We start from the raw sequence: 24,407 nt of genomic DNA on the forward strand, positions 1-24,407 counted from the left end.
GCTCCTCGGATCATTGACGGGATAACAGGTGATCGACCAGCGATGCCAGGTCGGGTTCGACCCTGGCGCCCCGGGCCTTGTCTTCATCCCCCGAGCGGTACTTGCCTGAGCGCACCAGGCAGGCCGTCAGGCCAGCGTCCAGCGCCGCCACGACATCGCACTCGACATCGTCGCCGACCATCAACGCCTCCTCCGGTTTCACGCCGGCGTCATCAAGCACCGCTCGGAAGAAGTCTCCCGAGGGCTTGCCGAAGACGGTCGCCTGCAACTCGGCGGCATACTCCAGGGCGCGCACGAAGGGCCCGACATCCAGGTGCAGGGTGCCCTGCTGCCTGAAGCAGCGGTTGGTGCCCACGGTGAGCAAGGGGGCGCCCTGCTGGAGCAGCTGGAAGGCGGCGTCAAGGTGGTGATAGTCCAGTCGCTCCTCGGCGTCACCGAGAACGACGGCATCGGGGGCGTGGTCGTCCAGGTCGGCAAACTCCGGCTCCAGATCGCGATGGATCAGCAGGTAAGGCCGCAGCCGCTCGCGGAGCAGGTGCTGTCGGATCGCACCGGGGGCGGTGAATACCTGGTCCCGCGACAGGGAAAATCCCAGGCGCGTCAGGCTGTCATGCACCGCGTCACCGGTCCGGCGCGAGGTGTTGGTCACAAAGCGCAGCACCAGGCCGGCGTCCTGGAGGCGCTCCACGGCCGCCACCGCGCCGTCGAGGGGCTCGCCGTCCTCATGCAGTACGCCGCTGATGTCGAGCAGTATGGCTCTAGGCACCGGGTCTCCTTGCGTTGACAGGTGAACCCAAGCACACGCCTGGTTTCGGCAGGGGAAGGCCCCCTGCTGGAAGGAAATGCCCGCGCCGCGCCGCCGTGGGGGACAAGGCCGCGCAGCGCAGCTCAGCCGCCCTTGCCTTCCTTGACCCCCTTGGCGATACGCTCCCCGATGGTCTTGTCGATATTGCGCCAGTACTCGAAGGCGCGCTCCAGCACGGGCTCGGAGACGCCATCCAGGAGATGGCCGACGACATTGGACACCAGCCGGTCACGCTGGGCATCGTCCATCACCTTGTTGACCAGGGTATTGGGCTGGATGAAGTCGTCATCGTCCCGGTGCGGGGTATAAGGGGCACGCACGAAGTCGCCTTCCGTCGACCAGGTGGCCATCTCCGGGTAGCGTTCTCCATCGGCCTGCGGGCCGCCCTTGGAGTTGGGGGCATAGACCGGGTCGGTAGCGTTCTGCACGCGCATCACGCCGTCCTTGCTGTAGTTGTGCACCGGGCTTTTGGGCGCGTTGACCGGGATCTGCTTGTAGTTCACCCCCATGCGAGCCCGATGGGCGTCGGCATACGAAAACACGCGGGCGATCAGCATCTTGTCCGGGCTGATACCGATCCCCGGCACGAGGTTGTTGGGCTCGAAGGCCGCCTGCTCGATCTCGGTATGGAAGTCGGTCGGATTGCGATTCAGGGTCAGTCGCCCGACCTCGTGCAGCGGATAGTCGTCATGAGGCCAGATCTTGGTCAGGTCGAAGGGATTGAAGCGGTAGTCATCCGCTTCTGCGAACGGCATGACCTGGACCTTGAGCGTCCAACTGGGATAATCGCCGCGCTCGATCGCCTGAAACAGATCGCGCCGGTGGTAGTCGGCATCCTCGCCGGCGATCCGATCGGCCTCCTCCTGGGTGAGGCATTCGATGCCCTGGTCGGTCTTGAAGTGGTACTTGACCCAGAACTTCTCGCCTTGGGCGTTCACCCACATGTAGGTATGGCTGGTGTAGCCGTTCATGTTGCGCCAGGTCTTGGGGATGCCCCGATCCCCCATCAGCCAGGTCACCTGGTGGGCCGATTCCGGAGACAGCGTCCAGAAGTCCCACTGCATGTCGTGGTCACGCAGTCCCGAATCCGCCCGGCGCTTCTGTGAGCGGATAAAGTGCTGGAACTTCAGCGGGTCGCGGACGAAGAACACTGGGGTATTGTTCCCCACCATGTCGTAGTTGCCCTCGCTGGTGTAGAACTTGAGGGCAAAGCCGCGCGGGTCCCGCCAGGTATCGGGGCTGCCGCGTTCGCCGGCGACGGTGGAGAAGCGGATCACGGTGTCGGTCTTGGTGCCCGGCTGGAACACCGCCGCCCGGGTGTACTGGCTGACATCCTGGGTGACCTCGAAGTGGCCGAAGGCGCCGCCCCCCTTGGCGTGCGGCTGACGCTCGGGAATCCGTTCCCGATTGAAGTTTGCCATCTGCTCGATCAGGTAGTGATCGTGGAGCAGGATCGGGCCGTTGGGCCCCACGGTGAGCGAGTGCTCGTCGCTGGAAACGGGAATCCCGGCATCGGTCGTCGTGGGTTTGCGGTTGTCGCTCGTCACTGTCGTACCTCCTCGGGTGGACTGCGAGGCACCGTTCGTGCCTTTATCAGAGGAGGTATAGTTTCCCCGGTCACAGGTTGTCCAACGTCGCCGACCTTCTCCTGTCGTGCCTCAGCCCGGTGAAGACGGCCGGCTCAGTCCCGACGCCTGGCGCAGCTCGCGCAGGGAGGGGCCGAGATCGTGCCCCAGTGACTCGATGCTGGGGCGGGCGTGATAGTAGCCCTGCTGACGCGTGATGCCGTGACAAGCCAGCCACAGAGCCTCCGCGCGGGTTTCCACGCCTTCTGCGATCACCTCTATCCCGAGCTCGTCAGCGAGTCCTTTCACGGCCCGCAACAGCGCCTGGCGACGGGGGTGAGCATCGCAGCCCATCACCAGTGCGCGATCGATCTTGAGCGTGTCGGGGTGCAGGTCGGTCAGCAGGTCCAGGTTGGCGTAACCGTTGCCGAAGTCGTCCAGGGCGGTGGCGAACCCCATGCTGTGGTAGCTGTCGATGATGTGCTTGAGGTGGGCCTGGTCGGTGACACGTTCGGTCTCGGTGAACTCGAAGACGATGCGTTCGGTGGGCCAGCCGACCCGCTGCGAGACCTCGAGGGTTGCCTGGATGCATGCCGCCGGCGCGTAGACCGCGTTGGGCAGGAAGTTGATCGATAGGCGCTCCTGCATGCCCAGCCGGGCCGCCAGTTCGATGGCGCGCACGCGGCAGGCCTGGTCGAAGCGGTACAGCAGATCGTCGGTCACCCGAGAGAGCACGCTCCCGGCCGGCTCACCGTCTGGCCCTCGGACCAGCGCTTCAAAGCTGGTGACACGGGCTAGGGCCACATCGACGATGGGCTGGAAGGCCATGGTGAACGCGAAGGGCAGCACGCCCTCACAGCGTCCGCAGTGGCCCTCCATCCGCGCGCAGTGGCTCATGCTGGGGTCCTTGTTGATCGAAGCATTACCTGTACTCTTCAGAGTTAGATCTCAGTATAACCGATGACATTTCTCATGCTTGCCGTCAAGATCGGCAGGCGGCGCCGTGCCCCATTGCTCCTTATAGGCATCAACGACGACATTGAAGAGATCCCATGACGCCAGACTTCCCCGTCGAACGCATCATGCAGACCGGCTTGCTCACCTGCCGGCGCGACACCCCCTTGAGCGAGGCCGCCGTCCGGATGGCCGAGCAGCACGGCAGGGCGATGCTGGTCATGGAGGACGGACGGGTGCTGGGCATCTGGACGGAGCACGATAGCCTGTGCGTCGACGTCAACGATCCCGCTTCCCTGCAGATACCCATCGAGCGGGTGATGCGCCAGCCGGTCGGCACCCTGCATCAGGCCACGACGATGGGCGAGGTGACCCAGCACCTCGACAGCGAAGGGGGCCACCACTTCCTGGTGGTGAACGACGCAGGCGAGGTGGTCGGCCTGGTGGGCTTCCATGACCTGCTTGCCAGCGCCGGGTACCGCTACCTCAATGACCTGTGTGAGGCCCTGGCGCAGCGCGACCAGGCGCTGGACCAGTCGCGTCGCCACCTGCAACTGGTCGAACGAGTGATCGACGCCTCCCTGGAGGGCATTATCATCACCGATGCCGAGACACGCATCGAGTTCGTCAACCCGGCCTTCACCCACATGACCGGCTATCGCCAGGAGGAGGTAGTGGGCCGCACCCCGGCGATGCTCTCCTCCGGTCGCCACGGCGCGGCCTTCTATCGCGCCATGTGGCGCGCCCTTCAGCAGCAGAGCCACTGGCGCGGCGAGATCTGGAATCGGCGCAAGGACGGCCAGCTCTACCTGGAGCTTCTGACCATTACCACCATCCGCAACGGTCAGGGCGAGGTAACCAACTACGCGGCTTTGTTCACCGACATCACCCATATTCGCGAGAACGAGGAGCAGGTCCGCCGTCTGGCCTACTATGACCCCCTGACCCGGCTGCCCAACCGCCGCCTGCTGGAGGATCGCCTGGCCCTGGCGATCCGACACGCCCGTCGACAGCACCGGCGCCTGGCGGTGATCTTCCTCGACCTGGACCACTTTAAGCAGGTCAACGACTCCCTGGGCCATGCGCTGGGTGATGACCTGCTGCTCAAGGTTTCCCGTCGGCTGCGCGGTCAGCTGCGCGAGGACGACACCCTGGCACGGCTAGGCGGCGATAAGTTCATCGTGCTGGTCAACGAACTGATCGAGATCGACGAGGCCACCCGGGTGGCGCGGCGTCTGATCGAGTCGGTGAGTGCGCCCTTCGAGGTGGGCGGGCATCTCTTCCGGGTCGGCTGCAGCCTGGGCATCAGCGTCTATCCGGACGACGGTGACGGCGTGGAGACCCTGGTGCGCCATGCCGATGCCGCCATGTATCGCGCCAAGCAGGAAGGGCGCAACACCTACCGGCTGTTCCGCGCCGAGATGCATCGCCAGGACCATCGCCGCCTGGCGCTGGAGACCGCCCTGCGCAACACCGCCGAGACCGGCGAAGGGCTGGCGGTGCACTATCAGCCGCTGTTCGATCGTGATAGCGGTACGCTCCAGGGGGCCGAGGCGTTGCTGCGCTGGCACCCTTTCGAGTTCGGGCCCGTCTCGCCCGGTGACTTCATCCCCCTGGCCGAGCGCTCGGGACTGATCTTGCCGCTGGGCGAACGGCTGATGCAGCTGGTGGCCGCTCAGCTGCGCGACTGGCGGACAGCAGGGCTCACGCCGCCGCCTATCGCCATCAACCTCTCGGCACGCCAGTTCTGGCAGGGCGACCTGGTGGATCGGGTCAAGGCGCTCTATCGGGAATATGACCTGCCACCCGGGCAGATCGGCTTCGAGCTCACCGAGAGCATCCTGCTCGATAAGCACCAGCAGGCGGTGGGCACCCTCGAGGCACTGCGGTCACTGGGCTGCCGGCTGGCCATCGACGACTTCGGTACCGGCTACTCCTCGCTGAGCTACCTGCAGGAACTGCCGGTGACGACCCTCAAGATCGACCGCAGCTTCATCCAGGGGCTGGGCGAGAATCGCGGCAGTGCGGCCATCGTCGCCGCGGTGACCGGCCTGGCCAAGGAGCTCGGCCTTCGGGTCGTGGCCGAAGGGGTGGAAACCGAGGCGCAGCGCCAGGCGCTCTCCCGCTATCACGTCAATCTGATCCAGGGCTTCCTCACCGGTCGTCCGGTGGATGCCGCTACCTTTGCTAGGGATTACCTGTCCCAGCTAAAGGCGTGACAACCCCTGATGCTGGCGATGACAGGCGCTGGGCATCGCGCTATGCTTCGTCGCGGTGTCGCCATGTCGAGACGCCCCTCTCCGGCGACATCGCCCCGGCTTCGGCCGGGGTTTTTTCCTCGTGTCTCGCGATGCTCGACAGCGGGCGGCATGGCGACAATACTGTGATACAGTAAGATACATTGAGTAACCCTTTCATCCGGTAACTGTCATGCCACCGTGATGGCATACCGTCCTCGTCCCTGGTTTCGGGAGGGCTCCTGTCATGATGTTCGCCCCTGCCATTGTGACGCAGTTGGCCTGGCCATGGACGCGCCCCGCCGGCTGGCGCCTGCTTCTTCTGCTGGTCCTGGTCGGTCAGCCTCTGGCCGAAGCCGGCGCCGCGTCTCCGGTCCTGACCCTGTGGAAAGGTCTCGAGCGCCAGCCACTCTCGCTTGACGCGATCGAGCGCGGCGGTCTTCAGCATGTGCAGATACGCCATCCCGAGGGGCTTCAGGGTCGGTTCTCCGGCGTCTGGCTGGATGACTTCCTGGCGGCCCATGGGCTGGCCAAGGCCCGACGCGTGCGCTTCGTCGCCCATGATGGCTACACGACCTTCCTCACCCCGGCACAGCGCCGCGAGAAGGCCTACCTGCTGGTGACTCGCCTGGCGGGCCAGCCGCTGGACCCTGATCGGCTGGGCCCGCTGATGCTGGTGGTTCCCGAAGACGCCGAGGCCGTGCTGGCGGGACTGGCGCCGATGACCCGCTGGATCTGGGCGATCCGGGAGATCCGCAGCCGGTGAACGCAGCGTCGAGCCGGCACCTGCAACGCCGCCTGCAGCTGGCTTTCGGCGTGATCGTTACGGTGTGTACCCTGGCGCTCCTCTACTACGTCGCCCAGGCACGCCAGCACGTGGGGGCCGACTACACGGCCATGGTGACTGACGTGGTGCGGGCGCAACAGGATCCCGTACAGCTTCGTCAGGCCCTGGAGTCCCTGGTCGATGGCGCGGCCCCGCCTCCCCTTGAGCGGCTCGAGGCGCTGCTGTGGCGCATCCCCCGGCGGATCGAGAGCCTGCGACGGCAGCTGCACCGCAGCGATCTGGCCGCCGAGGATTACGCGTCGCTGCTCGAGGAACTGGAGCGTGCGGCGGACCGCTTGCCGGTCCTGGAGGCCACCGTGGCCCGATGGGGACAGAATGCGCCCGAGGCGCGAAGCACCGAGGCCCTGCTGGCTCAGGGTCTGGCGGTCGAGTCGGACCTGGCCTGGGCCTACAGCGAGCTCAACGAGCGGCTCCACCAGGCCTCGGCCGACCAGCGTCGGCTGATGGAGCGACTGACCCTGGCCGTGGGAATGCTGCTGGCGCTGCTGGTATTCGCCGTGGGGGCGGTGATGCTGATGCTGCTGCGCCTCCATCAACAGCGCGAGGCGATGCGCCACCAAAGCCGGGTCGACGCGCTGACCGGTCTGGCCAACCGCCGTCGGCTGCAAGAGGCGGCCGAGGAAGCCTTCGCGCGCCGCCAGCGTCACCCCTCGCCGCTCGGCTTGATCCTGCTCGACCTGGACCACTTCAAGACCATCAACGACGCCTACGGCCATCCCGTCGGCGATGGGGTGCTGGCCAGCTTCGCCGCCACCCTGCAGCACCAGGTGCGCCGAGGCGATATCGTCGCGCGCATGGGTGGCGAGGAGTTCGCCATCCTGATGCCAGAGAGCGATCTCGAGGCAGGCCGTCTCCTGGCCGAGCGGATTCGTCTCGCGACCCGGGCCATGAGGCTGTCGGGCCAGGCGGCCGGGCATCGGCTCACGGTCAGTATCGGTGTCGCCGAGGCCTGGGACGACGAGGGGTTCGATGGTCTCTATCGCCGGGCGGACCAGGGGCTCTATCATGCCAAGGCCCGGGGGCGGGATCGGATAGAGGCCGCGTCGACTCCGCGCCTGAGTCAAGCCGCCAAAAGTTGACGCGGGTCGTGTCGGCCGCGGATTGCCCTTCCCGTCACGGGGACGGCCCGTTACGCTGCCGCTCACGCTATCATTCATGACTCGGAGGAGTGCCGTGGCCATTTCCCGCTTCAGCGACCTGCTCGACGAGGCGCGTCGACAGCCCGATCCCCAGCACCTGCTGTTCGTCTTCACTCATGCCGAGCTGCCGGATCATCCCAGCGAGGCGCAGCGTCACCGCTTCGAGCAGGGTGAGGGTGGGGTGCTGACCCCGGTGCTGTGTGTCGACAAGGCCCCGGAGGCGCTGACCGACATGGCGGCCCTGGTGGAGGAGTCGCGCGCGACCGGCATCGACTGGGACATCGTCTTCGTGGCCGCCCTGGCCGGGGAGGGGGCCGAGGCACAGGCCGAGCACCACCTGAACCGCATGGTGGAGTCGCTGAAGATGGGCAACATCGAATCCTTTCTGGCCTTCGACCGCCAGGGCGAGGCAGTCAGCATCGGCTGACCAGATTGCGCCGGTCATCGCCATAGGGTTGAATTATCATGCCCATGGCACCATTCAATTTAGCCTATCCCGCATTCCGGGATACCATGTGCCCCGTATTCGGAACACATCCACCCACATCAAGGAGCCATTACCTGATGTCACTGCTGAACACCGAAGTCAAGCCGTTCAAAGCCACTGCCTACCATAACGGCGAGTTCGTCGACGTGTCCGAGGAGAACCTCAAGGGTCAGTGGAGCGTCTTCTTCTTCTATCCGGCCGACTTCACCTTCGTCTGCCCCACCGAGCTGGGCGACCTGCAGGACAACTATGAGGCGTTCAAGGCGCTGGGCGTCGAGATCTACGGTGTCTCCACCGACACCCACTTCACCCACAAGGCGTGGCACGACAGCTCCGAGACCATCAACAAGCTGCAGTACCCGATGCTGGCCGACCCGACTCATGCCATCTCGCGTAACTTCGAAGTGCTGATCGAAGATGCCGGCATCGCCGAGCGCGGCACCTTCGTGGTCGACCCCGACGGCAAGATCCAGATCATCGAGCTGAACGCCGGCAACATCGGCCGTAACGCCGAGGAGCTGCTGCGCAAGGTCAAGGCCGCCCAGCACGTGCGCGCCAACCCGAACGAAGTTTGCCCGGCCAAGTGGGAAGAAGGCGAAGAGACCCTCTCTCCCTCTCTGGACCTGGTCGGCAAGATCTAAGCGATCTGCCCTGCCGGCGAGGCCTGCCTCGGCCTCGCCCGTCCCTGCCCGGGCATCTCCCGCCCGGGCCTTGTTTCAGGAAACATGAGCGACAGCGACACACCGATGGTGCTCGCGAGGCTTCCTCATGTCTCCGCATTCGTAACCCGAACATGAAGGAATGCCGCTGTCATGTTGGACGAGACTCTGAAAAGCCAGCTTAAAGCCTATCTGCAGAAGGTCACTCAGCCGTTCGAGATCGTCGCGTCCCTCGATGACGGCGACAAGTCCAAGGAGCTCCATGGGCTGCTCCGCGACATCGTCGGCCTGACCGACAAAATCACCCTGAAGACCGATGGCGATGCCCCGCGCAAGCCCTCCTTCGCCATCAACCGTCCCGGCGAGCAGACCGGCGTGGTGTTCGCCGGCATCCCCATGGGCCACGAGTTCACCTCGCTGGTGCTGGCCCTGCTGCAGGTCGGGGGGCATCCGCCCAAGACCTCGGACGAGGTGATCGAACAGATCAAGGGCCTCGAGGGTGAGCTTAACTTCGAGACCTACTTCTCGCTGTCCTGCCAGAATTGCCCGGATGTGGTCCAGGCGCTGAACCTGATGGCGATCCTCAACCCCAACGTCCACCACGTGGCCATCGACGGCGCGCTGTTCAAGGACGAGGTCGAGGCCCGTGAGGTGATGTCGGTGCCGAGCATCTACCTCAACGGCGAGCCCTTCGACCAGGGCCGCATGAGCCTCGAGCAGATCCTGGCCAAGGTGGACACCGGGGCCGCCAAGCGCGAAGCCGCCAAGCTCAACGACAAGGCGCCGTTCGACACCCTGATGATCGGTGGGGGCCCGGCCGGCGCCGCCGCGGCCGTCTATGCCGCCCGCAAGGGCATCCGCACCGGCGTGGCGGCGGAGCGCTTCGGCGGCCAGGTCCTCGACACCATGGGGATCGAGAACCTCATCTCCGTGCCTCACACCGAGGGCCCCAAGCTGGCCGCGGCGCTGGAGGAGCACGTCAAGGAGTACGAGGTCGACATCATGAACCTGCAGCGGGCGGTCAAGCTGGTGCCGTCCCCCCAGCCCGGCGGTGAGCACGAGGTGCAGTTCGCGTCCGGCGCCAGTCTCAAGGCGAAGACCCTGGTGCTGGCCACCGGCGCCCGCTGGCGCGAGATGGGCGTACCCGGCGAGGCCGAGTACCGCAACAAGGGCGTGGCCTACTGCCCCCACTGCGACGGCCCCTTGTTCAAGGGCAAGCGGGTGGCGGTGATCGGCGGCGGCAACTCGGGTGTCGAGGCGGCCATCGACCTGGCCGGCCTGGTGGCCGAGGTCACCCTGATCGAGTTCATGGACGAGCTGCGCGCCGACGACGTGCTGCAGAAAAAGCTCGCCAGCCTGCCCAATGTCGAGGTCATCAAGGGCGCGCGGACCACCGAAGTGAACGGCGACGGCAAGCGCGTCACCGGCCTGACCTATGAGGAGCGCGCCAGCGGCGAGCTCAAGACGCTCGACCTGGAGGGTATCTTCGTGCAGATCGGCCTGGTGCCCAACACCGAATGGCTGCAGGAGTCGCCCATCGAGCTCTCCGAGCGCGGCGAGATCATCGTCGACGCGCGCGGCATGACCTCGATCCCCGGCATCTTCGCCGCCGGCGACGTGACCACCGTGCCCTACAAGCAGATCGTCATCGCCCTGGGCGAGGGCTCGAGGGCGGCTCTGGGGGCTTTCGATTACCTGATCCGCAGCTGATTGATCGCTCCGGGCGTCCTCGACGTCCACGGGCACCCCCTCCAGCGCCCCCACCGGTTCGACCGGCGGGGGCGCTGGCCTGTGGGCCGTCAGCGCAGGCGTGTCGGCGCGTCTTGCCCTGAGGCCTGGCTCGCGCGTTCACACAGGGCCCGAGTGCGGGCCAGTGCCTCGCCGGCGCCCGCGAGGCTGAAGACCAAGAACCAGTAGTCGGCCTCGGCGCGGTGGATGCGCAGGCGCAGGGTTTCGCCGCCGGCCATCTCCTCGAGCAGCCGGGCGGTATCCGGCAGCGACAGGCGCACGTAGAAGCCGCTGTCGCCGCGCCCGGTGATGAACTCGCCCTGACCGCGCTGGCCCCGGCCCTGGTCGACCAGCAGATCGACCGGTACCCGGTTTACCACGCCGCTTCGGGGCTGGTAGGCATCAAGCTCCACCCGCACCTCGAGCCAGGGCCGGTCGCAGGCCCCGGGGCTGGCGTTGACGCTGAGCACGGTATCGCGATAGCTGTGCTGTTCCAGGGCGCGGACATGGCGCTCCTCGCCAAGGCTCAGCGTCAGCGAGTGCCAGTCGCCGTGGCGCTCGACGGCATCGAGGTTGTACTGGGTGGCCATCGCCGGCCCGGCCAGCCACAGGCCGAGGATCAGCAAGGCCGGGCGGACACGCCGCGCAAGACTACGAGCGGGAAGGGGGAACGAACGCATGACGATAGTGGGCTCGGGTAGCGGATGCGCCCGAGGCTAGCATGCGACGGCGAGGCTGTCCCGCCGTCGGTCACTCCCGACCGTCCGTCCTGGCCTGGTGCATGTGGCCATCCCTCTGTCCCATGCCTTGCATGTCGCCGTCCAACTCGCCACGTCCCAGTCGGCCCAGCAGGGCCAGGTCGATGTCGGCGTAGGCGATCACCTCGCCGCCGTGGGCCTCGCGGAAGGCCTCGGCGTCGGGGCGCTCGGCAAACGACGCCAGGGTGTGGCCCATAGCGCCGCGCCGGTCATGGCCGGCCACGTACCAAGCTTGGTCGGCACGAATGAAGGCCTCGTCCGCTGGAGTGTCCCAGGTGGTCACCCCGATGTCATGCACATAGGCGTGAGAGAGCTGGGTCGCGTTCTCGGGCTGCTTGAGGAAGGTGAAGAGTTCCAGGGTGGAGCAGAACTTGCGCGGTGTCGTCTGGCCTTCCAAGAAGGCCTCGCCCTTGGGGCCGGGGAAGCGTTCGATCACCATGCCGCAGACATGGCAACTGTCGCCTGCCTCGATGGGCTGTGCCGCTGCCAGGGAAGTAGTGTCGGCGTCGTTGCTGCAACTCGCGAGCAGGGTCAGCCCCAGCAACAGGGCGATGAGGGGAAGCATGCGTGGTGACATGGGGACTCCGTCGGTGGTCATTAGGCCGGTTGGTGACGAAAACGCAGGATGGCCAGGATCAGGGGCACAAGGATCCAGGCCAGCAGAACCGGCAGCAAGACGGCGGGGCGGAAGGCGCTTCCCTGGGCGATGGCGGCCAGGCCGGCGTCGCTGCGTGTCGCCTCGAGGCCGGCCAGGTTGATCAGCCGGAAGCACTCGGTGGGGTTGAGCAACAGCAGCCAGGGCAGCCAGTCGCCGCCCCGCTCGACGCTGACCAGTAGCGCCAGCAGCGCCAGGTCGAAGACCAGCACGAACAGAAACCACACCACCAGCGCCAGGCCGGCGGCCCGGGCCTTCTCGGTGACCCCGGCGCTGATCAGGTAGGCGAAGGCGATAAACACCCAGCCCAGCAGCACGCTGCTGACGATCAGCCGCCCCATGCCGATGGCCAGCTCGGGGAGCGCCACACCCTCGGCGGCCAGGGCGATCACCGCCCCGGCGACGGCGAAGCCCACTGCCGTGGCCACGCCCAGGATCAGGCCATGGCCCAGGAACTTGCCCAGCAGCAGTTCAGTGCGGCTCAGCGGATAGGTCATCAGCAGCAGCAGGGTGCCGGCTTCCCGTTCGCCGACCACGGCATCATAGGCCAGCAGCAGGGCGATCAGCGGGATCAGGAATACCGCCAGGGTCGACAGGCTGGCCAGGGTGGTGGCCAGCGACGTGAAGCCCAGGCCGCCGCTGGCGGCGGCACCGAACCAGGCGATGCCCACGGCCAGGCAGGCCAGCATCACGGTGATGGCCAGCACCCAACGGTTGCGCAGGCCGTCGCGGAACTCCTTGGCGGCGATGGTCGGGATGGCGGTCATGGCGCGTCTCCTCGCTCGCCGGCGGCATGCCGGGCGGAGAAATGGGTGTAGAGGTGCTCGAGGGTCGGCGGCTGCAGGTCGATGTCCTCCACCCCGGGGCTGTCGGCCAGGCGACGCAATACGGCCAGCTTGGCCTCGGCGGGTACCGAAAGCGTCAGCTCGTGGCCGTTGAGGGGGCGGGCCTCGATGCGTGGGTCCTCCCAGCCGTGACGCCAGTCCTGCCCCACCAGGCGGCCCCGGGCGCGGATGGTCAGTGGCAGGCGCGCCTCGTGTCGCAGGGTGTCGAGGCTGCCCAGCGCCAGGCGGCGCCCTCCGCCGAGGATCAGCGCACGGTCGATGTAGGGCTCCACTCCCGGCAGCACGTGGGAGGACAGCAGCACCGTGCAGCCCCGCTCACGCAGCGCCTTCACCGTATCGTAGAAGTCGCGGGTGGCGGCGGGGTCGAGGCCGGTGGTGGGCTCGTCGAGCAGCAGCAGCTGCGGCTCGCCGAGCAGCGCCTGGGCCAAGCCCAGGCGCTGGCGCATGCCCTTGGAGTAGGTCTTCACCCGCCGCTGGGCGGCGTCGCCCAGGCCGACCCGCTCCAGTAGCTCATCCACCTGACGGCGGTTGCCCCGCTTGAGGCGGGCCAGGTAGTCGAGTACCTCACGGCCGCTGAGCTGGTCATAGAAGCTAACGTTCTCGGGCAGATAGCCCAGGCGGCGGCGCAGCGTCGCGGCATGGACCCCGTCGGGGGCCCCGCCGAGCACCGTGACGCGTCCGGCGCTCGGCGAGATCAGGCCGAGGATCAGGTGCATGGTAGTGGTCTTGCCGGCGCCGTTGTGGCCAAGAAGGGCCAGCACCTCACCCTGGTTCACCGTCAGGTCGAGGGCGTCGAGGCGGGTCAAGGGGCCGTGGCGCTTGGTCACGCCCTGGAAGTCGATCACCGCGGTCATGCGTCGGCGCCTCCCCAGTCGGGTTCATTCAAGTCGGGTTCATTCATCAGTGGATGGCTGTCCTTGACGCCCTCGGGGCGGAACACTGGGAATTGGCGCTGTACCCAGCGCAGGGCCAGCACCGCGGGGCTGTCCATCAGCAGCCGGGCCGCCGGGTAGCGCCACAGCAGGAGGTCCATGGCATCGTTGGGCTCGAAGGGGGTGTCGCCGATGCCATCGCCGTCCAGGTCCCAGCCCAGGTAGTCGCTCCAGTAGTTGCCACGGCCCGCCTCCGACCACTCCTGCGGCCGGGTGGCCACGTACATCACCTGCTGGCGATTGTCGACGAAGGCGTTGCCGATCACCGCATTGTCCTCGGAGCCGGCGGTGAGGTGGATGCCGATGTCGCTGGCGGCGAAGCGATTACTCTCGAAGCGGTTGTACTGGGCGTTGTAGACGAACAGCGCCTTGCCCTCGCCGCCGCTGATCAGTGCCTCGCCGTCCGCCCCTCGACGCTGTTGGATACCGCTGACCCGGTTGCCGCGCAGCGTCGAGTGGGTGATGTTGTTCATCAAAATGCCGTAGTTGCGGTCGTCATCCGAGCGGTTGCCGATCACCGTGAGCCGCTTGGACTGCATCAGCGCATAACCGGTGCGGGTATTCCGGGTGGTGTTCCCCTCCAGGCGGTTGTCGTGGGCATACATGTAGTGCACCCCGTAGCGCAGGTCCTGCATATGGTTGCCGCGCAGCAGGCTGTCGCGGCTGGTATCGATATAGATGCCGTCGCGGGTGTGGCGGATGTCGTTGCCCGCCACCGTGACGTCGCGGACGTTGAACAGGTGCACGCCGTTGCCGCGATCCTGGGAGCGCAGGTCGGCGTCGCCGCGGATGACGTTGTCCAGCACTTCCACCTCACTCACGGCGTCGAGCCAGATGCCGAAGCCGGGGCCCTCTAGGCGCGAGTCGCGGATCACGCTGCCGGTGGCGCTCTCGGCCACGAAGATACCGGCATCCATGGCGGTGAGGTCGGCGCCCCAGTTCTCGATGGTGAGGCCCTCCAGCACGATGCCGGGGGCCTCGAGCACCACGGCGTGGCCGTGACCGCCGCCATCGATCACCGCGCCCGGCTCGCCCGAGAGGGTGAGGGGGCGGTCGATGGTCAACGGCCCGGGATAGCGCCCCTCGGGCAGCATCAGACGATCGCCGTCGCCGGCCTGCTCGATCAGCGGCTGCAGCGGCTCGCCGGGGCTGGCCATCCAGGTAGTCGCCAGGGCCGCCGGCGCGACGCCCAGCAGGCAGGCCGCCGTCAGCAGCAGGACCACGGCGGCATGGGAAAAGAGTCGGGTCATCGTTGCTCCCGTGGCACGGGGCCGGGTCTTCCCGGCCCCGTCGTGGCTCAGGCCTTCTCGACCAGCATGCGGCCGGTCATCTCCATGTGCATGGCATGGCAGAACCAGGAGCAGTAGTACCAGTACACCCCGGGCTTGTCGGCCACGAAGGTGACGCTGGAGGTCTGCTGCGGGCTGATCTCCATGGAAGCGCCATGATTGACCATCACGAAGCCGTGGGTCAGGTCCTCCACCTGGTCGAGGTTGGTGATCACCACGGTCACCTCGTCACCCTGCTTGACCGTGAACTCGGTCAGGCCGAACTGGGGGGCGATGGAGGTCATGTAGACCCGCACCTGGTTGCCATCGCGCACGACCTTGTTGTCACGCTCCAGGGTGATGCCGTCGGCTTCGGCCATGGCACGCGTCTCGGCGAAGAAGGGATCGTCGCGGGACCAGACCCGGCTCGGGTTGAGCTGGTCGGCACGCAACAGGATGCAGTCGTGGGGCTCGGCGAAGGTGGGGCCGTCGTGGACCAGCTTCATCTCCTCGCCGGAGATGTCGATCAGCTGGTCGTTCTCCGGGTGCAGCGGGCCCACCGGCAGGAAGCGGTCCTTGGAGAACTTGGAGAGCACCACCAGCCACTTGCCGTCGGCGTCGCGGGACTCGGTCAGGCTGGCATGGTTGTGGCCGGGCTGGTAGTGGACGTCGAGCTTCTGGCGCAGGTAATTCACCTCCTCGCCGTTGTAGGCGCGGATGGCGTCGGCGATGTTCCACTTGGCCACCTGGCTGTCGATGAACAGGGTGGTATAGGCGTTGCCGCGGCCGTCATAGGTGGTGTGCAGCGGCCCCAAGCCCAGCTCGGGCTCGGCGACCACGGTGTCGCGGGGCGCGATGGCATCATCGAACAGCTCGGGGAGCTTGTCGATGGCGATCACCGAACAGGTCGGCGAGAGCTTGCCGTTGGCGATGAAGTACTGGCCGTCCGGCGAGGTGTTGAGGCCGTGGGGATTCTTGGGCACCGGGATGTAGCGGGTCAGCTTGGATCCCTTGCGGCCATCGAGCACTGGCACCTCACTGTCGCCCAGGGTCTCATGCTCGCCGGCCTTTACAGCGGCCTCGATGGCCTCGACGTCGAACACCACCACCCAGTCGCGTTCGGCCCGCATGGTGTCGGCCAGGGTCATGCCCTTCTCGGAGTTGTAGCAGGTGGAGGCCACGAAGCGCCCTGTGTAATCCGCATCGGTGTTGTCGAGGTTGCCGTCGACAATCACCTGCCAGGCGACCTCCATGCTCTCCGCATCCACGGCGTTGAACATGGTGTAGTAGGCGTCGGGATTGTCGAGGTCGCGGCCGTCGTTGAGCTGAGGGATCGGTAGTTCGGCGTTGGCGAAGACGTACTTGGTGTGCGGCACCTTCTGCAGGCGCAGGCCGTGGATGGCCTGGACGTTGGGGATGGTAGTGATCTTGTCCGTCTTCATGATGTCGAGACGGATGCGCGCTACCCGGGTGTTGGCCTTATCGTTGATGAACAGGTACTTGCCGTCGTAGCGGCCGTCGGTCATGGAGATGTGCGGGTGGTGGCAGTCGCCGTTGAGGAAGCGCGCCGAGTCGCCCATGATATGCTTCGACTCGTTGGTGATGCCCCAGCCGGTGGCGCTGTCGATGTTGAATACCGGGATGCGCATCAGCTCGCGCATGGAGGGGATGCCCAACACCCGCACCTCCCCTTGGTGGCCGCCGCTCCAGAAGCCGTAGTACTCGTCGAGCTCGCCGGGGGCGATTTCGATGCCGTTCTCGGCGGCGTGGGCTTCGCGGCTGCTCATCAGCGCCCCGGCGCCGAAGCCACCGGCCAGGCCGGCACCGGCGACCCCGGTCACGGCGCTGTTGCGCAGGAAGTGGCGGCGGCCGAGGTTCTCGATCGCTTTCTTCTTGTCACTCATTTTCAATCCTCCTGGTGGGTCGGGATTCGCTGCAGCTTGGGCTTTCCGGCCTGGCCGGGGTCGAATGTCTCGGTGCCAGCCGCCTGGCCGGTCAGGCGGGCCGCCTTCTCGTAGCGCTTGCGACGCTTGATCATCGGCGGGCAGCGCTGGTCGTCGTGGTAGGTGATCTGGCAGTCGAGACAGTAGTGGCACTCGTTGGCATTGATGCGGCCATCGGGATGGATGGCGGCCACTTCGCATTCGTTGGCGCAGATCTGGCAGGGGGTACCGCAGCTGCCACGATGGCGCTTGAGCCAGTCGAACAGGCGCAGGCGGGCGGGGATCGCCAGGCCGGCGCCCAGCGGGCAGACGTAGCGGCAGTAGAACTTGTGGTTGAAGGCTGAGATTGCCACCAGGCCGAGGGCATAGAGCAGAAAGCCCCACTCGCGCTGGAAGCGCAGGGTGATGGCGGTCTTGAAGGGTTCCACCTCGGCGTAGCGTTCGGCGCTGCCCAGGGAATGCAGCGAGACGGCAAATAGTCCCAGCAGGATGATGTACTTGATGGCCCAGAGGCGCTCGTGCAGGCCGAAGGGCACCTCGATCTGCTTCACGCCGAGCCTGCGGGCGGCTTTGTTGACCAGGTCCTGGAGAGCGCCGAAGGGGCACAGCCAGCCGCAGAAGACCCCGCGGCCCCATAGCAGCAGGGTCACCGCCACGAAGGACCAGAGGATGAACATCATTGGGTCGATCAGAAACGACGACCAGCTGAAGCCGGTGATCAGCGAGTTAGTGAAGGTCAGGATATTGACCACCGAGAGCTGGGCCAGGGCGTACCAGCCGATGAAGACCAGGGTGTAGACCAAAAAGCCCAGGCGCAGCGGGCGCAGGATCCTCGGGTGACGCGCCAGCACGTCCTGGAACAGCATGATCCCCGTCAACACCAGCAGGCCGGCGGCGAGCACGCCGATCTGGAAGGCTTTGTCGCGCCATACCTGCACCCAGATAGGCTCCTCCACCGGTGGCTCGGGGCGCTCGATGTAAGCCTCGGGAACGCGGTAGTCGGCGCTGAAGCGGCTGAACTCGGTATCCAGCGGCCCCGAAGCGCGGCGCACCAGCAGTTCCAGCTGCCAGGGCTGGCCGGCATCGAAGGCGGTGTCCTCGCGAACGATGAAGATGTCGCGCTCATCGAAGGCGGGCGCCCCCTCGATGGCCAGGCCGCCCAGGCGGCTATGGTCGCGATCGTGGAAGCTGACGCTGGTGTTGCCCTGGGAGAGCTCGAGGCGGTCGAAGATGCCGCCGCGCACGTAGCCCGAGCCCTTGAAGGAGTAGTCGCCGCGCCCCATCACGGCGATGGCGTGCTCGCCGTCGTCGAGGTCGGCCATCAGCTGTTCGTAACCGGTGTCGCCCAGCAGGTTGCGGCCGGCGGTGGGCGGGTTCAGGTAGGTGTAGAAGAGCTCGATGAAGGTTCGGTCGGCCGGCTGCGGGGTGTGCAGGTAGTCCTCGGCGGGCGTGCCGACGAAGGCCGCGTCGACCTCGCCATGGGTCAGGTGTAGGCGGCGGATGGTGCCGTCGCCGGTGAGCTCGTCCCAGTCGGCCTCGTGGAAGACATCAGGCTTGACGGTGGCCGCGGGGTTGGCCGTCGGATCCTCGATGATGCCCAGGCCGGCGGCAACCCGGCGTGCCGCGCGCATGATAGTGTCGTTGACGACGATCACCGTCACCGTCGCGCCGGAGATGGCATCGAGGTTGTCGCCGATCTTGGGCGTGTCGTTGACATGGTGGGGGACGTGGGCGCCGGCGAAGTCCTGCAGCTTCTGGTCGGGAATCCCCACCAGCATGATCGGCTCGGTGTGGTCGAGCACCTTGGCCATGGTCAGTCGACCGCCGGGGTCGATCCCCACCAGCAGGTTGACCGGTTTGCCGGAGTAGGCCGGAATGGGGGCGACGTCGACGGTCTCAAAGGCGTAGCCAAGCAGCTCATCACCGGCATAGACCCCACTGACTGGCCATTCGCTATCGATGGCCTCCAGCCGGTCGGCGTCGGGGAAGCCCTCGTGGACCTGTGCCAGTTCCAGGGCGTGCAGGGGCAGGGCCGGCAAGAGGAGCAGCAACAGGAGCAGCAGGCGGCTCAGCGGGCCGGCCGGCAGGGAACGGAGTAACGACATGAGAGGTCCCTTCGGCGCGAGAAATGTGGCGGCACGGGTCGGCTTCCCGGCCGCCACCCATCAGGGAGCCGGCCCGGGGCCGGGGGAGTCTCAGGGTTCGAGGCTGGCGTAGTAGGCGGCGATATCGGCGATGTCCTCGTCGGAGAGCGACTGCGCCTGGGGCGTCATGATCGCGGACATGCCCCCGCCGCGCTCCCCGGCGCGATAGGCCTTGAGGGCGCTTTCCAGGTAGGCGGCGGACTGGCCGGCCAGGTTCGGGTAGATGGGGGCGGTACCCATGCCATCGGTGCCGTGGCAGGCGGCGCAGGCGGTGACCTTGCCCTCACCGGCAGCGGGATCCCCGGCGGCCTGGGCGTCGACGGCCAGGACGCTGCAGCCGATGAGTGCCACGGTAGCGAGCCTTCTCATAACTTACCTCCTGAATGCATCTTTTCGTGCTGAAACGAGCCCGGTAACGGCGGCGCCGTACCAGGCGGATGACCCCATCATGCCAGTGGCCCGGTGCCGGAAGCTTGATGTGGGTCATCTACAGGCTAGACACCCGGCAGTGACTCGACCCGTCGATTCAGATTCCAGCCCACCAACGGTAGCCACGATCCTCCCAGTAGCCGCCCCGGCCACGGCCGAGATGCGCGAAGCTCGCCACCAGCTCCAGGCGCATGACGTACTTGGCCATCTTGTAGCCCAGCTGGCGTTCGGCGCGTAGGCGCAGGGGCGCGCCGTTGGCGATGGGCAGGTCGTCACCGTTGAGGCCGTAGGCCAGCAGGGTCTGTGGATGGTAGGCCTCGCGCAGGTCCAGGCTCTCGTAGTAGCGGTCACCGCCCCAGTAGCGATCGGCGCAGTGGAAGACCACGAAGCGCGCCTCGTCCCGTACACCGACCCGGGCCAGCAGCTCGCCGAGCACCACCCCGGTCCACTCGCCGATGCAGCTCCAGCCCTCCACGCAGTCGTGGCGGGTGATCTGGGTGCGCGCCGGCATCCCCCGGAGCTCGGCGAGGGAGAAGGTCCCGGGCCGTTCGACCAGGCCGTCGACCTCGAGGCGCCAGTCGCGGAAGTCGTTGGCGGCCAGTCGCAGGTAGTCGCTCTCCCGGGGCATGGTCGTGCCGTTGGCGCGAAAGCTCGGGGCGATGTCCTCGGGGGCGTATTCCCGGGCCAGGGCCTCCCGGGAGGCCAGCAGGCGATGGGCTCGCTGGGTCAGGCCCTCGCTGGCGGCGAACAGGTGCTGCATGGCGTCACTGCGCGAGAGCCGGTCGCAGCCCGCCAGCATCAGCGTGCCGGTCGCCAGCAGGCCGTGGGTCAGGAAGCGGCGGCGGCCGGGATCAGTGGGATGCGTCATCGTGCGGCTCCTTTTCTTGAGACGGGGCGTGGTCCGGGGGCAGGGCATAGCGCCCGGTGATCATCGAGCGCAGGTTGTTGCCGACGCCGGAGATCAGCACCAGCAGCAGATGGACCACGAAGAAGGCCAGCAGAGCGGCGGCGGCCAGGAAGTGCAGGGTGCGGGCGCTTTGCCGGCCACCAAAGACATCCAGCAGCCAGGGCCAGGCGGCATCCATGGTGGGCGACATGGTCAGGCCGGTCAGCACCACCAACGGGGCGATGACGAACAGCACCACCAGGTAGGCCAGCTTCTGCAGCAGGTTGTAGTGGCGTGCTTCCTCGCCCCGCGGGAAGCGCAGCCGCAGGTGGTCGACTACCACATGGCCGAGGCGCGGCCATTCGTCGCGTCGCGGCAGCAGGCGACGTCGCAGCTGGCCGCTGGCCACCAGGTAGACCAGATAGGCCACGAGCAGGGGCGCGAAGACCCAGCCGGCGAGGAAGTGCCACTGCCGGCCCATGGCCAGCCAGCGGGGGCCGGGCAGGGTCGCCCAGGCGGGGAAGGCGCGTCGCTCCCGGTCCGCCTCGGGACCAGAAACGCCCAGCACGCCGGTGGTGTCGAAGCGCCAGACGCCGATGTGGGTGATGCCGCGCAGGGAGCCATCATCGGCCCGCTCGGCGCCGATCGACAGCGCCGGGGCGTCGAAGGTGGAATCCTTGCCCCAGTAGAGGGCAGGGTGAGCATTGAAGATCTGCAGGCCGCTCATCAGCAGGATCGCCAGGCAGATGGCGTTGATCCAGTGCCACACTCGGGTAAACGCCGAGTGCCGCTTGATGACCGTCGGCCGGGAAGCACGGCGCATAGCACGGAACAGTCGCATGGGAAGGGCCCTCCCGAAGAGGCGAGGCGGAGCGGGAAAACATGACCGACCGGACCGCGGCCCGGTCGGTCACGAGGCGGCGAGCCTCACATCTCGCCGTCGCCTTCCATCATCGAGTCCTCGTCCTCCATCATCATCTCGTCGTCGCCTTCCGGCTGCATGGCGTCATCCTCGCTCATGGCGTCTCCCGCCATGGCGTCCTTCTCGCCCATGGCCTCGCCGTCCATGGCCTCGCCGTCCATGGCGTCCCGCTCCATGCTGCCGCCTTCCTGCATGGCGTCCTCGTGGTGGTCCGCCAGGGTAGCGGTCGGCAGCAGCAGGGCGCCGAGCAGGATGGCGAACAGGGCGGTCCTGGGATGGGTCGGCTTGAACATCTCGCACCTCCGGTAATGGTCTGACCGCCGGCGACATGCCGTGACGGCACCTGTCACGCTAGCCAGCCCCGCGGGGCGATTCATCACGAATTCATCACGAACCAGAGGGCGGCGTGAGGGTTTCGTGATGCAGCCTCAGGCGGGGGCCTCTAGAGTAGAGACCGAACCCCTCTTCGGAGCCCGCCCCATGCCTTACCGGATCCTCTGTGTCGAGGACAATCCCGAGATCGGCAGGCTGCTCAGCGAACGCCTCGCCGAGGCCGGCCACCGCTGTGACTGGGTCGCCGATGGTGAGGTGGCCTTGGGGGCCCTGGAGAATAGCGCCTATGACCTGGTGATGCTGGACCTGATGCTGCCGGGTATCGACGGCCTGGAGGTGTGTCGCCGGTTGCGGTGTCGCGACAGCCGGACCCCGGTGCTGATGGTGACCGCCAAGGCCGCGATCCACGATGTGGTGGAGGGGCTCGAGCTCGGGGCCGACGACTACGTCACCAAGCCCTTCCACATGCCGATCCTGATGGCCCGGGTCCAGGCCCTGCTGCGCCGGGGGCAGCGCCAGGCACAGGGGGAGGACGGCATCGTCGAGACGGCGCCGCTGGTCCGCGGGACGCTGGTCATCGATGCCGACCAGCATCGCGTCACCCTCGACGGCCAGCCGGTACAGCTCACCGGCAAGGAATTCGCGCTGCTGTCGCTGTTCGCCCGCCATCCCGGGCATGGCTTCACCCGCGGCGAGCTGCTGGACAAGGTCTGGGGGGAGGAGTTCGACGGCTATGACCATACCGTGAACACCCACATCAACCGCCTGCGCAAGAAGATCGAGGTCGACCCGGCGCGACCGCGCTTCATCCAGACCGTCTGGGGCGTGGGCTATCGCTTCGTCGACCCGGCGGCGGAGGACGCCGATACATGAGTGTGCTGCTGCGGCGCATCGGGCGCCTGGGGCGCAGCCTCTATGCGCGCATCGCCGTGGTCTACCTGACCAGCCTGCTACTGCTGTCGGTGGCCGCCGCCTGGATCGCCATCAGCCAGTTCGACCAGCTAGGGCGCGAGCTCCAGCAGCGCCAGGCGATCGATCTGGCCGACAACCTCGCCCGCGTCATGCGCCCGGGCCTGCAGGCCGGTGCCGACAGTGACGCCGCCCGGGAGATCGCCCGGCATATCGCCTCGATCAACCCCACGCTGTCGCTGTACGTGCTCGACGCCGAGGGCAGGGTGATCGCCGACTTCACCGAGTCGGCCTGCGGCCTGGGGCGCCGGGTGGAGCGCGACGCCCTGGAGGCCCTGCTCGGCGAGGCCCCCATGCTGCCGGTGCTGGTCGCCTCGCCCTGCGGTGGGCGGCCCGGGGTCTTCTCCGTGGCGCGGATCACCCATGGCGAGGCCCGGCGACCCGGTTATCTGTACGCCGACTTGAACAGTGCCAGTCACGCCTCGATGGTCGCCATGCTGCGCACCAGCTCGATCACCCGCACCCTGGTCGCCGCCAGCCTGCTGGCGCTGCTCATCTCGGGAGTCTTCGGCCTGGTCTGGTTCGCCCTGCTGACGCGGCGCTTCTCGCAGCTGACCACGGCGGTGCAGCGCTTCGCCGAGGGCGACTACGGCGAGCGCGTCGCCGTGCCCAGAGATGACGAGATCGGTCGCCTGGCGCGCGCCTTCAATAACATGGCGGGGACCATCGAGGCCCAGCTCGCGGCGCTACGCGAGACCGATCGCCAGCGCCGCGAGCTGGTCGCCAACCTGTCCCATGACTTTCGCACCCCGCTGACCTCGCTGCGCGGCTATGCCGAGCAGCTGCTGGCGCGCGAGTGGGCGTCCCCCGGGGAGCGGCGGCGGGCGCTGGACGCGATCCTCGACAATGCCGATCGCCTGACGCGCCTGGCCCAGCAGCTGTCGACCCAGGCCCGGCTCGATGCCTACGACCGGCCGCTGCAGTGCGAGCCGTTCTCGCTAGCCGAGCTCGCCCACGATATCGTCGGCAAGTTCCAGCATCAGGCCCGCCAGTCGGGTATCGTCCTCGAGGTGATCGGGGAGCCCTCGCTGCCTTGGGTCGTGGCGGATCTCGGCCTGATCGATCGTGCCCTGTCGAACCTGGTCGAGAACGCCCTGCACGCCACCCCCGCCGGGGGACGGGTGTGGCTCGAGCTCGAGGCACTGGCCGAGGGCGTCAGGCTGGCGGTGGTCGACAGCGGGATCGGGATCGCCGCCGAGGAGGTGCCGCTGGTGACCCAGCGGTTCTATCGCACCCGGGGCAGCCAGGCGCGGGGCGAGGGTTCGGGGCTGGGGCTGTCCATCGTGCGCGAGATCTGCGAGCGCCACGGGACCCCCCTGGCCATCGACAGCCGCCAGGGGGAGGGCACCCGGGTCAGCCTGCGGCTGCCCTATGCCTTAGGGAGAGGGGCCTGAGCGGCCGGCGGGGGCGGGTCCTTGATTTGCAGCAGCCGGATCAACCCGCTGCGCTGGGGACCCAGCATGTCGGCCAGGGTGTAGCGGTCGAGCACGGCGAGGAAAGCCCCCAGGGCCTCGGCGAGGATCGGCTTGAGCCGGCAGGCGGGGGTGATCACGCACTCGTTGTCGTCGCCGAAGCACTCCACCAAGCTGAGGTCACGCTCGGTGTTGCGGACCAGCTCGCCCAAGGGGATCGCTTCCGGGGGGCGCTTGAGCAATAGGCCACCATGCTTGCCGCGAATGGCGGTGATGTAGCCTTGGTGGTTGAGGTCTTGCACCACCTTCATCAGGTGGTTGCGGGAGATCTCGAAGCGCTCGGCGATTTCGGCGATGGTCGAGCGCTCCTCGCCCTTGACGGCGAGATAGATCAGCACGCGTAGCGAATAGTCGGTAAAGCGGGTCAGGTGCATGGGGCTTCCTGGTCGACGGGTGGCGAAGCAGGCCCGGCGAGTGAATCGAAACGGTT

Annotated in this window: 23 protein-coding genes; 8 read left to right on the forward strand and 15 right to left on the reverse strand. The window is 67.2% G+C overall.

Annotation, left to right across the window (positions count from 1 at the left end):
• Positions 1-10 precede the first annotated feature (10 nt).
• From FHR94_RS07645 to FHR94_RS07655, 3 genes are all read right to left on the reverse strand, one after another.
• Positions 11-766 (reverse strand): TIGR01458 family HAD-type hydrolase, encoded by a 756-nt coding sequence (locus tag FHR94_RS07645; RefSeq protein WP_183325048.1) that lies wholly within the window; start codon positions 764-766, stop codon positions 11-13.
• Between the two features lie 122 nt (positions 767-888).
• Positions 889-2,352: a catalase gene (locus tag FHR94_RS07650; RefSeq protein WP_183325049.1), complete on the reverse strand. Its 1,464-nt coding sequence runs from the start codon at positions 2,350-2,352 to the stop codon at positions 889-891.
• Between the two features lie 111 nt (positions 2,353-2,463).
• A complete protein-coding gene (locus tag FHR94_RS07655; protein WP_183325050.1) occupies positions 2,464-3,267 on the reverse strand; it encodes an EAL domain-containing protein in 804 nt (267 codons plus the stop codon).
• A 155-nt stretch (positions 3,268-3,422) separates the two neighbouring features.
• Between FHR94_RS07655 and FHR94_RS07660 the strand changes: the two genes are divergently transcribed.
• The 6 genes from FHR94_RS07660 to ahpF all read left to right on the forward strand — a co-directional run bounded on the left by FHR94_RS07660 (position 3,423) and on the right by ahpF (position 10,403).
• Positions 3,423-5,543, forward strand: coding sequence for an EAL domain-containing protein (locus FHR94_RS07660; protein ID WP_221188409.1), 2,121 nt, complete (start codon positions 3,423-3,425; stop codon positions 5,541-5,543).
• A gap of 265 nt (positions 5,544-5,808) precedes the next feature.
• A complete protein-coding gene (locus tag FHR94_RS07665; RefSeq protein WP_183325051.1) occupies positions 5,809-6,327 on the forward strand; it encodes a molybdopterin-dependent oxidoreductase in 519 nt (172 codons plus the stop codon).
• Positions 6,324-7,487, forward strand: coding sequence for a diguanylate cyclase (locus FHR94_RS19960; RefSeq protein WP_183325052.1), 1,164 nt, complete (start codon positions 6,324-6,326; stop codon positions 7,485-7,487). Before FHR94_RS07665 ends, FHR94_RS19960 begins: the two co-directional genes overlap by 4 nt.
• Positions 7,488-7,581: 94 nt before the next feature.
• A complete protein-coding gene (locus FHR94_RS07675) occupies positions 7,582-7,974 on the forward strand; it encodes a ribonucleotide reductase subunit alpha (RefSeq protein WP_183325053.1) in 393 nt (130 codons plus the stop codon).
• Positions 7,975-8,111: 137 nt separating this feature from the next.
• On the forward strand, positions 8,112-8,675 hold the full coding sequence (gene ahpC, locus FHR94_RS07680; RefSeq protein WP_183325054.1) for an alkyl hydroperoxide reductase subunit C: 564 nt from the start codon (positions 8,112-8,114) through the stop codon (positions 8,673-8,675).
• Between the two features lie 171 nt (positions 8,676-8,846).
• Positions 8,847-10,403 (forward strand): alkyl hydroperoxide reductase subunit F, encoded by a 1,557-nt coding sequence (gene ahpF, locus FHR94_RS07685; RefSeq protein WP_183325055.1) that lies wholly within the window; start codon positions 8,847-8,849, stop codon positions 10,401-10,403.
• Positions 10,404-10,492: 89 nt separating this feature from the next.
• Here ahpF and FHR94_RS07690 read toward each other — a convergent pair whose 3' ends face one another.
• The 11 genes from FHR94_RS07690 to FHR94_RS07740 form a co-directional block, all read right to left on the reverse strand.
• Positions 10,493-11,101: a hypothetical protein gene (locus FHR94_RS07690; RefSeq protein ID WP_246389865.1), complete on the reverse strand. Its 609-nt coding sequence runs from the start codon at positions 11,099-11,101 to the stop codon at positions 10,493-10,495.
• A gap of 70 nt (positions 11,102-11,171) precedes the next feature.
• A complete protein-coding gene (locus FHR94_RS07695) occupies positions 11,172-11,756 on the reverse strand; it encodes a nitrous oxide reductase accessory protein NosL (protein WP_183325056.1) in 585 nt (194 codons plus the stop codon).
• A 20-nt stretch (positions 11,757-11,776) separates the two neighbouring features.
• Positions 11,777-12,601, reverse strand: coding sequence for an ABC transporter permease (locus FHR94_RS07700; RefSeq protein ID WP_183325057.1), 825 nt, complete (start codon positions 12,599-12,601; stop codon positions 11,777-11,779).
• Positions 12,598-13,533, reverse strand: a complete 936-nt coding sequence (locus tag FHR94_RS07705; protein ID WP_183325058.1) for an ABC transporter ATP-binding protein — start codon at positions 13,531-13,533, stop codon at positions 12,598-12,600. Before FHR94_RS07705 ends, FHR94_RS07700 begins: the two co-directional genes overlap by 4 nt.
• Complete coding sequence (locus FHR94_RS07710) at positions 13,530-14,861, reverse strand: nitrous oxide reductase family maturation protein NosD (protein WP_246389866.1); 1,332 nt, start codon at positions 14,859-14,861, stop codon at positions 13,530-13,532. Before FHR94_RS07710 ends, FHR94_RS07705 begins: the two co-directional genes overlap by 4 nt.
• Before the next feature lie 47 nt (positions 14,862-14,908).
• Entirely contained in the window at positions 14,909-16,783 is a 1,875-nt protein-coding gene (gene nosZ, locus FHR94_RS07715) for a TAT-dependent nitrous-oxide reductase (protein ID WP_183325059.1), read from the reverse strand.
• A gap of 2 nt (positions 16,784-16,785) precedes the next feature.
• On the reverse strand, positions 16,786-18,927 hold the full coding sequence (gene nosR / locus FHR94_RS07720) for a transcriptional regulator NosR (RefSeq protein WP_183325060.1): 2,142 nt from the start codon (positions 18,925-18,927) through the stop codon (positions 16,786-16,788).
• A gap of 90 nt (positions 18,928-19,017) precedes the next feature.
• Positions 19,018-19,335: a c-type cytochrome gene (locus tag FHR94_RS07725; protein ID WP_183325061.1), complete on the reverse strand. Its 318-nt coding sequence runs from the start codon at positions 19,333-19,335 to the stop codon at positions 19,018-19,020.
• Positions 19,336-19,492: 157 nt separating this feature from the next.
• Positions 19,493-20,263 carry a molybdopterin-binding protein gene (locus FHR94_RS07730; protein WP_183325062.1) on the reverse strand — a complete coding sequence of 257 codons (771 nt, stop codon included), beginning with the start codon at positions 20,261-20,263 and terminating at the stop codon, positions 19,493-19,495.
• Entirely contained in the window at positions 20,247-21,122 is an 876-nt protein-coding gene (locus FHR94_RS07735) for a cytochrome b/b6 domain-containing protein (protein WP_246389867.1), read from the reverse strand. Before FHR94_RS07735 ends, FHR94_RS07730 begins: the two co-directional genes overlap by 17 nt.
• Before the next feature lie 86 nt (positions 21,123-21,208).
• Positions 21,209-21,496 carry a hypothetical protein gene (locus tag FHR94_RS07740; protein ID WP_183325063.1) on the reverse strand — a complete coding sequence of 96 codons (288 nt, stop codon included), beginning with the start codon at positions 21,494-21,496 and terminating at the stop codon, positions 21,209-21,211.
• A 187-nt stretch (positions 21,497-21,683) separates the two neighbouring features.
• Between FHR94_RS07740 and FHR94_RS07745 the strand changes: the two genes are divergently transcribed.
• Positions 21,684-22,409, forward strand: a complete 726-nt coding sequence (locus FHR94_RS07745; protein WP_183325064.1) for a response regulator transcription factor — start codon at positions 21,684-21,686, stop codon at positions 22,407-22,409.
• Positions 22,406-23,899 carry a sensor histidine kinase gene (locus FHR94_RS07750; RefSeq protein WP_183325065.1) on the forward strand — a complete coding sequence of 498 codons (1,494 nt, stop codon included), beginning with the start codon at positions 22,406-22,408 and terminating at the stop codon, positions 23,897-23,899. Before FHR94_RS07745 ends, FHR94_RS07750 begins: the two co-directional genes overlap by 4 nt.
• Here FHR94_RS07750 and FHR94_RS07755 read toward each other — a convergent pair.
• Entirely contained in the window at positions 23,875-24,351 is a 477-nt protein-coding gene (locus tag FHR94_RS07755) for an Rrf2 family transcriptional regulator (protein ID WP_183325066.1), read from the reverse strand. The two genes, FHR94_RS07750 and FHR94_RS07755, sit on opposite strands and share 25 nt — an antisense overlap.
• Positions 24,352-24,407 lie beyond the last annotated feature (56 nt).

Source organism: Halomonas cerina (genome assembly GCF_014192215.1).
Taxonomy (GTDB): Bacteria; Pseudomonadota; Gammaproteobacteria; order Pseudomonadales; family Halomonadaceae; genus Halomonas; species Halomonas cerina.

Excerpts from the sequence above, each read along its gene's own strand:
- FHR94_RS07655 (WP_183325050.1), bottom strand. The coding sequence starts at position 3,267 with ATGAGCCACTGCGCGCGGATGGAGGGCCACTGCGGACGCTGTGAGGGC.
- FHR94_RS07660 (WP_221188409.1), top strand. The coding sequence starts at position 3,423 with ATGACGCCAGACTTCCCCGTCGAACGCATCATGCAGACCGGCTTGCTC.
- FHR94_RS07665 (WP_183325051.1), top strand. The coding sequence starts at position 5,809 with ATGATGTTCGCCCCTGCCATTGTGACGCAGTTGGCCTGGCCATGGACG.
- ahpC (WP_183325054.1), top strand. The coding sequence starts at position 8,112 with ATGTCACTGCTGAACACCGAAGTCAAGCCGTTCAAAGCCACTGCCTAC.
- ahpF (WP_183325055.1), top strand. The coding sequence starts at position 8,847 with ATGTTGGACGAGACTCTGAAAAGCCAGCTTAAAGCCTATCTGCAGAAG.
- FHR94_RS07690 (WP_246389865.1), bottom strand. The coding sequence starts at position 11,101 with ATGCGTTCGTTCCCCCTTCCCGCTCGTAGTCTTGCGCGGCGTGTCCGC.
- FHR94_RS07695 (WP_183325056.1), bottom strand. The coding sequence starts at position 11,756 with ATGTCACCACGCATGCTTCCCCTCATCGCCCTGTTGCTGGGGCTGACC.
- FHR94_RS07700 (WP_183325057.1), bottom strand. The coding sequence starts at position 12,601 with ATGACCGCCATCCCGACCATCGCCGCCAAGGAGTTCCGCGACGGCCTG.
- FHR94_RS07705 (WP_183325058.1), bottom strand. The coding sequence starts at position 13,533 with ATGACCGCGGTGATCGACTTCCAGGGCGTGACCAAGCGCCACGGCCCC.
- FHR94_RS07710 (WP_246389866.1), bottom strand. The coding sequence starts at position 14,861 with ATGACCCGACTCTTTTCCCATGCCGCCGTGGTCCTGCTGCTGACGGCG.
- nosZ (WP_183325059.1), bottom strand. The coding sequence starts at position 16,783 with ATGAGTGACAAGAAGAAAGCGATCGAGAACCTCGGCCGCCGCCACTTC.
- nosR (WP_183325060.1), bottom strand. The coding sequence starts at position 18,927 with ATGTCGTTACTCCGTTCCCTGCCGGCCGGCCCGCTGAGCCGCCTGCTG.
- FHR94_RS07725 (WP_183325061.1), bottom strand. The coding sequence starts at position 19,335 with ATGAGAAGGCTCGCTACCGTGGCACTCATCGGCTGCAGCGTCCTGGCC.
- FHR94_RS07730 (WP_183325062.1), bottom strand. The coding sequence starts at position 20,263 with ATGACGCATCCCACTGATCCCGGCCGCCGCCGCTTCCTGACCCACGGC.
- FHR94_RS07735 (WP_246389867.1), bottom strand. The coding sequence starts at position 21,122 with ATGCGACTGTTCCGTGCTATGCGCCGTGCTTCCCGGCCGACGGTCATC.
- FHR94_RS07740 (WP_183325063.1), bottom strand. The coding sequence starts at position 21,496 with ATGTTCAAGCCGACCCATCCCAGGACCGCCCTGTTCGCCATCCTGCTC.
- FHR94_RS07745 (WP_183325064.1), top strand. The coding sequence starts at position 21,684 with ATGCCTTACCGGATCCTCTGTGTCGAGGACAATCCCGAGATCGGCAGG.
- FHR94_RS07750 (WP_183325065.1), top strand. The coding sequence starts at position 22,406 with ATGAGTGTGCTGCTGCGGCGCATCGGGCGCCTGGGGCGCAGCCTCTAT.
- FHR94_RS07755 (WP_183325066.1), bottom strand. The coding sequence starts at position 24,351 with ATGCACCTGACCCGCTTTACCGACTATTCGCTACGCGTGCTGATCTAT.